Raw genomic sequence first — 8,719 nt, forward strand, 5'->3', positions numbered from 1 at the left:
CCCCGATAGAGGTTACGCGATGCTACGGGCCTCAGCGCCAAAACGGGCCTAATATCCCGCGTCGATAGCGATCGAACGGCTCGGCAAGACCAGCCGGAAGGGAGCGGCCGTGTTTCTTGACTATTTTGCCTTGGGCGTGCTGGTCTTCGTCGTGGTCACGCTGTTTTATGCGGTGATCGCGATCCACGACATTCCTCATCTGATCGCCAAGGCGCGCAATCATCCTCATCAGGATGCCATTCACGTTGCTGGATGGGTCAGCCTCTTCACGTTGCACGCCATCTGGCCGTTCCTGTTCATCTGGGCAACGCTCTACCGCGAGGATCGTGGCTGGGGCATCCGTAGTGACGGAAAATTATCGGCGGAGACGGAAGCGGATGCAGAAATCGCCCGTCTCCATTCGCGGATTGCCGAGCTTGAGGCACGCAAGCCGGAGAAGGAGGACGCCTGATGGACCTACTCCTGATACTCACTTATGCCGCGATTTGCTGGGTGATCTTCAAGATATTCAGAATTCCGGTCAATCAATGGACGCTCGCAACAGCAGTGCTTGGCGGGATATTCCTCATCTCCACCCTCCTGCTTCTGATGAGTTACAATCATCCCTATTCCAGCGATGGGCGAATCTATTTCACCTCGGCTCCCGTTATCCCCACGGTAGGAGGTCAGGTCGTCGAAGTGCCTGTCGCAGCCAATACGCCATTGAAGAAGGGTGACGTTCTCTTTCGCATAGATCCGCGGCCCTATCAGTTCACGGTCGATCAGAAGCAAGCAGCACTTGCCGAAGCCGAACAGTCCGTCCTGCAATTGAAAGCGGCGCTTGATGCCGCCAATTCCGCTGTCACGGGGGCTGAGGCCTCGAGAGACCGGTCACTGCAGGCCTTTCAAAAATTCCAGCAGTCCAACGAGAATTCAAAGTCGAGCGGCAAAAGCGCCGTCTATTCCGAGCTTGAGGTCGAGAACCGCCGCGGCATTTATCTGACCGCAGAGGCAGCAGTGGATACGGCACGTGCGCAGGCATTGCAGGCAAAACTCGCTTATGAATCCGAGATCAACGGCACGAACCCGACAGTCGCAAGGCTACAGGCCGAGCTGAATAACGCCAAATACGAACTCGACCAGACAACCGTTCGCGCTCCCACAGATGGCTATGTGACCCAGGTCTTCCTTCGTCCCGGAATGATGGCCAATCCTCTGCCGCTCAGGCCTGTCATGGTCTTCATCGACAGCCAGGATCGCATGCTGGCGGCAGCTTTCATCCAGAACTCGTTGCAGCGCGTACGTGTCGGCGACGAGGCGGAGGTGGCCTTCAAGGCCGTCCCCGGCAAGATCTTCAAGGCACGGGTTCAGGAAGTCATCGACGTGATGGCGCAGGGCCAGTTACAGCCCGGCGGCGCGTTGATCGACCCGCAATCGCCCGAGCGGCTCTCTCCCGGACAGACACTGGCACGCATCGAGTTGCTCGAAGCTACCGACCAATACCAGCTGCCCGGCGGCGTAGTCGCGGAGGTCGCCGTCTATACGCATTATTGGCACCACGTCGCCGTCCTGCGCAAGGTTCTTCTGCGGATGAGCAGCTGGATGAATTACGTGTTCCTGGAGCACTGAGCGCGGCGCCGGGAGAGATGCAGGGAACAATGACGAAGCAATAGGAGTGCGCGGTGATAGGCAGTCTTCCGATGTTGCGAGGCTTGACCGGTTTCAAGAGGGATTGGCTCCGCAGCGATATCCCGGCCGGGCTGTCGATCGCCGCCGTCGGCCTGCCGAGCGCCATTGCCTATCCTGCGATCGCCGGTCTGCCGCCGGAGACCGGTATCTATGCCAGCATCGTCGCGCCCATCGCCTATGCGATTTTTGGGCCGTCCCGGCTGCTGATCGTCGGACCTGACGCGGCGTCGATGTCGGTGCTGGCGGCTGCAATGGGCACGATCATCGCCGCCGATCCCACGGGCAGCGGCGACCGGGTGGCGATCGCGGCGGCCCTCGCCCTTGGCGTCGGCGTCTGCTATCTCGCCGCCAAATTACTGAGACTTGGCGTTCTCGCGAGCTTTCTTTCCCGGCCCATTCTGGTCGGGTTCTTTGCCGGCGTTTCGCTTTCTATCCTTGTCGGACAGATCGGCCGTTTCACGGGAGTGAAGATTGAATCCGATGGATTGATCCAGCCGCTCGCCGAAATGCTTGCCAAAAGCGGACTGATCCATTGGCCCTCGCTCATCCTCGGGTTCGCCATGTTCGCGCTGCTGTGGATCGTCCGCTTTTTCCCGTTCAGAATTCCAGGTCCTATCCTGGTCGTCATCATCTCGGTCCTTCTTTCTGCTATTTTCGACTTTCGCGGCCAAGGCATCGCCGTCGTCGGGGACATACCGCGCGGACTTCCGAGTTTCTCCCTGCCCCCTATCCATGAAATGCCTCTTGACAAGGTCGTCACCGGTTCGGTTGCGATCTTTCTTGTCAGCTTCGGTTCCGGCATTGTCGCGGCGCGCAGCTTCGCGTCGCGAACCGGTGACGAGGTCGACGCCAATCAGGAGTTGATCGGCCTTGGCGCAGCCAATATAGCGCCCGGATTTTTCGGTTCGTTTCCGGTCAGCGTATCGGATTCTCGAACCGCGATAAATCTTTCGACGGGCGGCGTTTCGCAGGTCTCAGGACTGGTTTCCGCGGCCGCCCTGATCGCCGTGCTGGTTTTCCTCCATGGTGCGTTGCGCATCCTTCCCATTCCCGCGCTAGCCGCGATCCTTGCAATGGCTGCCATCAGCCTGATCGATATTCCCGAGCTCAGGAAGATCTGGCGCATCAGCCGTATGGAGTTTGTCTTTGCGCTCATCGCCATGTGGGGAGCGATCAGCTTCGGCGTCCTCAATGGCGTCATTGTCGCTATTGTCGCAACCTTCGTCTACCTCCTGCGTCAAACCATGTTTCCGCGCGATGGCCTGCTTGGTCGTATCGAAGGCCGGCATGGCTTCTTCGATCTCCAGCGCTACCCCGAGGCTCGTCCTGTCCCCGGTGCCGCCGTCTTCGCCGTCCAGGGCAGCATCCTGTTCTACAACGCCGACTACGTGCGCATCCGGCTGACATCGGTCGCCAAGGAGCTTCCCGCAAATACCAAATGCCTGGTGCTCGATGCCAGCGCCATCACGCAAATCGATAGCACAGGCGCGACCGCGCTCGAGGCCGTGGCCGAAATTCTCGTGAAGCGGAATATCGTCTTTGCTTTCGCCGATCTCAGTGATGAAAGCCGCGTCATTCTCGAACGGGCCGGGGTCATCAAGACCGTCGGAGCCGACAATATTTTCAATGGCAGAGAAGAAGCCCTGCGGACGCTGATTGGCGATATCGACCAGATCGGCAACGCCGCGACGGCGCATAATGCCCCTTAAATGACAGGAGGAGGGAAAGCCATGGACGAGAATTACGAGCCGAAGCTAGCGGATGGTGAAGCACCCCGCAGCGGCAAGGATAAAAAGAAGAAAAAGTCATGGGATTACGAAAAAGAGATCGGCCGCCTGCAGGTGGAACTGGCCCATCTGCAGGCCTGGGTCAAGAAATCCGGCGCGCGGGTGGTCATCGTCTTCGAGGGGCGTGATGCCGCCGGCAAGGGTGGAATGATCAAGCGCATCACGGAAAGGGTGAGTCCCCGCGTCTTTCGCGTAATCGCCCTGCCCGCCCCGACCGACCGCGAGAAATCGCAGATCTACATGCAGCGCTACATTGCCTATCTGCCTGCCGCCGGCGAAGTCGTTATCTTCGATCGCAGCTGGTATAATCGTGCAGGCGTCGATCGGGTCATGGGCTTCTGCAGCGAGAAGAAGGCACAGCGCTTCCTTGAACTCGCCCCGCGTTTCGAGGCCGCAATCGTCGAAAGCGGCGTCATTCTGCTCAAATATTTCCTCACGGTCAGCGAAGAAGAGCAAGAGCGCCGCTTCAAGCGCCGGATCGACGACCCGTTGCGGCAATGGAAGCTCAGCCCCATGGATGTCGAATCCTATCAGCGCTGGTGGGACTATACGCGCGCCTATGACGAAATGCTGCGGATGACCGACAGCAATCACGCGCCCTGGTGGATCGTGCCTTCGGACGACAAGAAGCGTGCGCGCATCAACTGCATCTCGCACATCCTGCAATCGATCCCCTATGAGCGCCTGAAGTTCGACGCGCCGGATCTCGGAAAGCGGCAGAAGCGCCCATCGGCCTATGTCGAGGATCATGCGATCCGGCATGTGGTGCCTGATACGACATCGTGACGATGGGTCCGCCGGGCGCGCCGGAATGGATACAGCCATGGAGCAGGTAAGCGATACGACCCCGCAAGGGAGCAGTGCGGGGCAGATTTCAGTAGAAGCGCGGGTCAGCGATCTCGTCCGGTTGGGCATTATCGGGCTTTTTGCCTATTGGACCCTGGAACTGATCGCTCCCTTCGCGCTGATCGTCATCTGGTCGGCCATTCTTGCGGTGGCACTGTTTCCGATGTTCGACGCGCTCTCGCGGCTGATCGGCAACCGGCCGGTGATTTCGGCTTTCGTCATCGTCGTCAGTTGCCTCGTGCTGATTATCGCGCCGCTCGCCCTCGTCGCGGTCAATTTTGCTGATGCCGTTCAGGCGTTGATCGGCAAGCTGCGGACGGAAGACTTTATCTTGCCTGCAGCGCCGGCAGCCATCAAGGAATGGCCGGTCATCGGTGAGCGTATCCATGACACCTGGAACCAGATTGCCGGCGACCTGGCGTCCACGATCATCAAATTTCAGGCACCCATCCGCGAAGTGATGGGCGTTGTCGTCGCAAAGCTCGCCTCGGTCGGCGGCGGCGTCTTGAGCTTCGTCGCCTCGATCCTGCTTTCCGGCCTGTTTCTCACACGGGCGACGCGACTTGCGGCAACAGTACAGCTTCTGGCAAATCGGATCGGCGGCGAAAAGGGTGTGGGTTTTGCCCGGCTTGCCGGGAGTACGGTGCGAAATGTCTCGCGGGGTGTCATCGGCGTCGCCTTCCTGCAGACGCTGCTTTGCGGTTTGTGCTTTGCCTTCTTCGACATTCCCGCACGCGGTGCACTGACCTTCGCGGTCTTCATGCTCTGCTTGATGCAGCTCGGCCCGGGGCTGGTGCTCCTGCCAATGATCATCTGGGCGTGGTTCTCCTGGCCGTCTGCCGTCGCTCTTGTCTTTACCTGTCTCGCGGTACCGATCACGGTGGTCGACAATGTCCTGAAGCCCGTATTGATGGCGCGCGGTCTCTCGACCCCGATGCCCGTCATCCTGATCGGGGTTATCGGCGGTACGCTCTCGCATGGACTTCTCGGCCTATTCCTGGGGCCGGTGGTCCTCAGTGTATTCTATGAATTGTTGCGAGCCTGGGCCTGGCCAGCGGCGACAGCGAGCGGGTATGAACATGGGCCTGCCGTCGGCTTGGACGGAAAGGTTCAGCGGTCGGCGCAGTAGACGGTAACCTCCTGCTCTATTTCAAGGCAGAGCTGCTCATATTCGGTGATCAGCTTGTCTTCTCGCGGGTACCCGTTTCGAAAACGGTCCAGCGCATCGACGGCCAGATCATAGGCCTCGAAGATTTCGCCAAGCGTCTCGCCGGTCATGCCCACGAGACGATGACGGATATCGGGAAGTCGGAGCATCAATTTCCGTCGTCCACGTTCTCGGCTCATCAAGTAGCTCCGTATATCTGCGCACCCCGCAAATCGTACGAACTCAGGGGAACGCCGCTCGTTCCCGATTGGTTGCCCAAAATTATTCGTAAGAACGGTTCCGTTGGATCACATCGCGACAGATTGCGCGGTCCAGAGAGCGGGAGCGTAGCCGAACTCGGAATTAAGGCTTCCAATCGTCGGCATTCAAAGCTTTTACAGTAACGGCAGCGACAATGCCGGTCAGCACAATTCCGGCAAAGCCGATTACCAATGACAATATCCGCGCCGAAATATGTTTGGGGGTAAAGTCGCCGTAGCCGATGGTCAGGCCCGTGACGAACGTGAAATAGAGAGCTTCGTCGAGGCGCCAATCTTCGATGCGCCAGATTGCAAGCCCGCATCCGATCATCACCAGGACCACCCCGGACACGATTGGCCAGATCACGCGAAGCTGCCTTACCAAGGCGACGAAGAAGAGACGCCGCATTTGCCGATGGGTCAATTCATGGCCAGGTTTCATTGGCATGTTTTGCGCCCGCAGATCCGCCTCATAGTGTCTGATCGGGCAAAACATACAGCGTCATCGCGAAAATCATGTAGACCATCAGCACCAACACGCCGACGAACCAGGCCGAGCGTCCGCTATTGGTGACGAACATCGCCGTGATGGTCGCCAGGAAAACCATCACCACGACGCCGGGCGCAAACTGCAGATCCATCGGTGTCGGACCAATCAGATAGCTCAACAGGATCAGCACGGGTGCGACGAACAGAGCGATCTGCGAGGCGCTTCCGAGCGCAATGCCCACACTCAAATCGAGACGGTTCTTGCGTGCACCGGAAAAGGCCGAAGCCATTTCGGCTGCACCTCCGACCAATGCAACGACGATGAAACCGACAAAGGCAGGCGTCATACCGAACACCTTGGCGGCCTCCTGCACGGACTCGACGAAGATCTCGCTGACCAGGGCGACCAGGATCGTGACACCGGCCAGCGTGGCCAGCGCCATCCCGATCGGCCACGGCGGTTCCTCCGCCTGTGCGTGCTCGGCTGCAGCAAAGAATTCGCGATGTGTTTTAAGCGTGAACAGCAATCCCAGCCCGTATCCGATGATGAGCAAGATCGCGAGCCCGAAGCTGAGTTTGTGGATGATGGCAGTCGCCGAAGCCGAATCCATCGAAGCAACAGCTGACGGCATCAGCAGGCCGATCGTGGCGAGGAAGAGCAGGCCCGCCTGAAGGCGCGCATTGGCTCGGTTGAACTCCTGACTGTGATGTTTGRGGCCGCCGAGCAAAAACGACGCGCCCAGCATGAACAACGTGTTCGTGACGATCGCACCGGCAATGGATGATTTTACCAAAGTATATTGTCCGGCACGCAGGGCAGTCAGTGCGATAACCAGTTCGGTCAGATTTCCCAGCGTGGCATTGAGCAACCCGCCGGCGGCGTCACCCGTTTTTGCCGCCACGGATTCGGTCGCATGGCTGAGGAGACCGGCCAGCGGTATGACGGCAAGCACCGACAGGATGAAGAGCAGAGTATGAGCCTCGGGTGCGACTTGCGCAGCAATGAAGACCACCGGTACCGCGACGAGCAGCCACAGCATCGGGTTGTCACGAATTTCTTTCCAAAGGAGGATCACCCCCGTCACTCCGTCCGGTTGCCAGAATCCATGTTCGTCACATCGGTATGCAGGCGGGGTGCGGGTCGGAAGGACCTGCTCCGGAGCACGCCGTTTTCTTCGACGGTCGATGATCGGCCGCAATGCGCAGTGCTATTCCGGCAGCGCCGTCTGCCGGAAGAATGTCACGGTCGCTTCGTCCGGCGGTCCGAACCAGGTGGTGAAGAATGTCCGGAAATCCTGCGCGGCATAGGCCTGGCTCAGCGCGCGATCGACAGCAAGGCGGAAGTCCTCATCTCCGCGCGCCAGCTCAAGGCCGAGCGGCTCGTAAGTGAAATGCCGCTGCAGGACAATGAGACTGCCGGAATTGTCGCTGCGGGCGGCAGCATCCATAAGGATCGGCATGTCGCCGAAGAGGACTGCCGAACTGCCGTCCAGGACACGCTCGATCCCCTGCTGATAGTTGTTGACGGGCGTTGCGGTCGCTGCGAGCTGGAAAGTCTTGATCCTGTCGGAGAGCCAACCCTCGCTCGTCGTACCGGCGATTGATGAGAATGTCTTGTGTTCCAGGATCGTTCGGGCCGGTGAACCACGCCAGACGGGGCGGTTTGATGGTTCGCCATATTGCAGCACTTCCCGCAGCGCCAGCGGAGCGCTGGCGCTGAGGAGCGCGCCGGTGCCGCTCGGGAAGATCGGAATAGAGAACGACACTTGTTGTCGGCGCGTCAGCGTTACCGGCTCTGCCCCGCAGACAAGATCCGCAGCGCCGGCCTGTATGGCCTGCGCTTTCTCGTCACCGGAAAGAGGGACCCATTCCACGTCGAGCTTCGGCAGATTCAGCTGCGCCCGCAGGCTATCGGCGATCTTGTTGCAGATTGCAACCGCGTAGCCGTTCGGCTTGCCCTGCTCGGCGAAGGAAAAGGGCCTCGCATCCGGCTCGTAGCCAAGCTTCAGCGCACTGTTTGTCCTGACGCGGTCGAGTGTTTGAGCCACCGCGRGCGTGCTGAGAGCCGACGTTGCCGTCGCGGCGAGGACAGAGACGGCGATAACCGCCCAGTGATCATTTTTTCCTGACATGTCTGGTCCTCCCTCTGTTACTCAGCCGGAACCCGGTTCACGCCGCTGGCGAAACGCGGGGCGATCAGGCCGTAAATGATGAAACCTATCCCTGTGACGATCATGCCGCCGAGCACCGCATCCTTGCCGGAGGCGTAGATGGCGAAGACGCTGTAGGCCATGCCGATAAGAGCGATCGTGGCATTCAGCCGGTATTTCGCTGGGGGCACGCGGGCTGCCTTCATCATGACGAACAGGGCAGACAGCGCGATGATATAAGGCAGTACGTTCGTGACCACCGCGAGATTGACCAGTGCAGAGAACTGTTCGCTCAGCGTCGGCGATATGGTCATCAAGGCAAGGCAGGTCTGTACGATGCCCAGAATGATCATGCCCCTGACAGGCGCACCC

9 protein-coding genes and 1 pseudogene are annotated in these 8,719 nt (G+C 59.5%); 5 read left to right on the top strand and 5 right to left on the bottom strand.

Annotation, left to right across the window (positions count from 1 at the left end):
• Nucleotides 1-109 precede the first annotated feature (109 nt).
• From AC1D35_RS33610 to AC1D35_RS33630, 5 genes are read left to right on the top strand one after another with little or no spacing between them, the layout of a single operon-like run.
• Nucleotides 110-451 (top strand): DUF3302 domain-containing protein, encoded by a 342-nt coding sequence (locus AC1D35_RS33610; RefSeq protein WP_113307627.1) that lies wholly within the window; start codon nucleotides 110-112, stop codon nucleotides 449-451.
• Nucleotides 451-1,608, top strand: coding sequence for an HlyD family secretion protein (locus AC1D35_RS33615; RefSeq protein ID WP_113296457.1), 1,158 nt, complete (start codon nucleotides 451-453; stop codon nucleotides 1,606-1,608). The genes AC1D35_RS33610 and AC1D35_RS33615 overlap by 1 nt, the downstream gene beginning before the upstream one ends.
• A gap of 53 nt (nucleotides 1,609-1,661) precedes the next feature.
• Nucleotides 1,662-3,377 carry a SulP family inorganic anion transporter gene (locus AC1D35_RS33620; RefSeq protein ID WP_477853396.1) on the top strand — a complete coding sequence of 572 codons (1,716 nt, stop codon included), beginning with the start codon at nucleotides 1,662-1,664 and terminating at the stop codon, nucleotides 3,375-3,377.
• A 21-nt stretch (nucleotides 3,378-3,398) separates the two neighbouring features.
• Nucleotides 3,399-4,241 carry a polyphosphate kinase 2 gene (gene ppk2 / locus AC1D35_RS33625; RefSeq protein WP_113307624.1) on the top strand — a complete coding sequence of 281 codons (843 nt, stop codon included), beginning with the start codon at nucleotides 3,399-3,401 and terminating at the stop codon, nucleotides 4,239-4,241.
• A 37-nt stretch (nucleotides 4,242-4,278) separates the two neighbouring features.
• Complete coding sequence (locus tag AC1D35_RS33630; RefSeq protein WP_477853398.1) at nucleotides 4,279-5,430, top strand: AI-2E family transporter; 1,152 nt, start codon at nucleotides 4,279-4,281, stop codon at nucleotides 5,428-5,430.
• On the opposite strand, the gene AC1D35_RS33635 is transcribed toward AC1D35_RS33630, so the two are convergent.
• The 5 genes and pseudogenes from AC1D35_RS33635 to AC1D35_RS33655 all read right to left on the bottom strand — a co-directional run.
• Nucleotides 5,412-5,648, bottom strand: a complete 237-nt coding sequence (locus AC1D35_RS33635; protein ID WP_477853400.1) for a hypothetical protein — start codon at nucleotides 5,646-5,648, stop codon at nucleotides 5,412-5,414. The two genes, AC1D35_RS33630 and AC1D35_RS33635, sit on opposite strands and share 19 nt — an antisense overlap.
• Before the next feature lie 163 nt (nucleotides 5,649-5,811).
• On the bottom strand, nucleotides 5,812-6,156 hold the full coding sequence (locus tag AC1D35_RS33640; RefSeq protein ID WP_477853610.1) for a potassium channel family protein: 345 nt from the start codon (nucleotides 6,154-6,156) through the stop codon (nucleotides 5,812-5,814).
• A 22-nt stretch (nucleotides 6,157-6,178) separates the two neighbouring features.
• Nucleotides 6,179-7,237 carry a calcium/proton exchanger gene (gene cax / locus AC1D35_RS33645; RefSeq protein ID WP_477942197.1) on the bottom strand — a complete coding sequence of 353 codons (1,059 nt, stop codon included), beginning with the start codon at nucleotides 7,235-7,237 and terminating at the stop codon, nucleotides 6,179-6,181.
• Between the two features lie 168 nt (nucleotides 7,238-7,405).
• Nucleotides 7,406-8,329, bottom strand: a complete 924-nt coding sequence (locus AC1D35_RS33650) for an amino acid ABC transporter substrate-binding protein (protein WP_477942194.1) — start codon at nucleotides 8,327-8,329, stop codon at nucleotides 7,406-7,408.
• Nucleotides 8,330-8,346: 17 nt separating this feature from the next.
• Nucleotides 8,347-8,719: pseudogene (locus tag AC1D35_RS33655) on the bottom strand (putrescine-ornithine antiporter); the annotation flags it as partial.

This window comes from Rhizobium sp. P1_E6, from assembly GCF_056405875.1.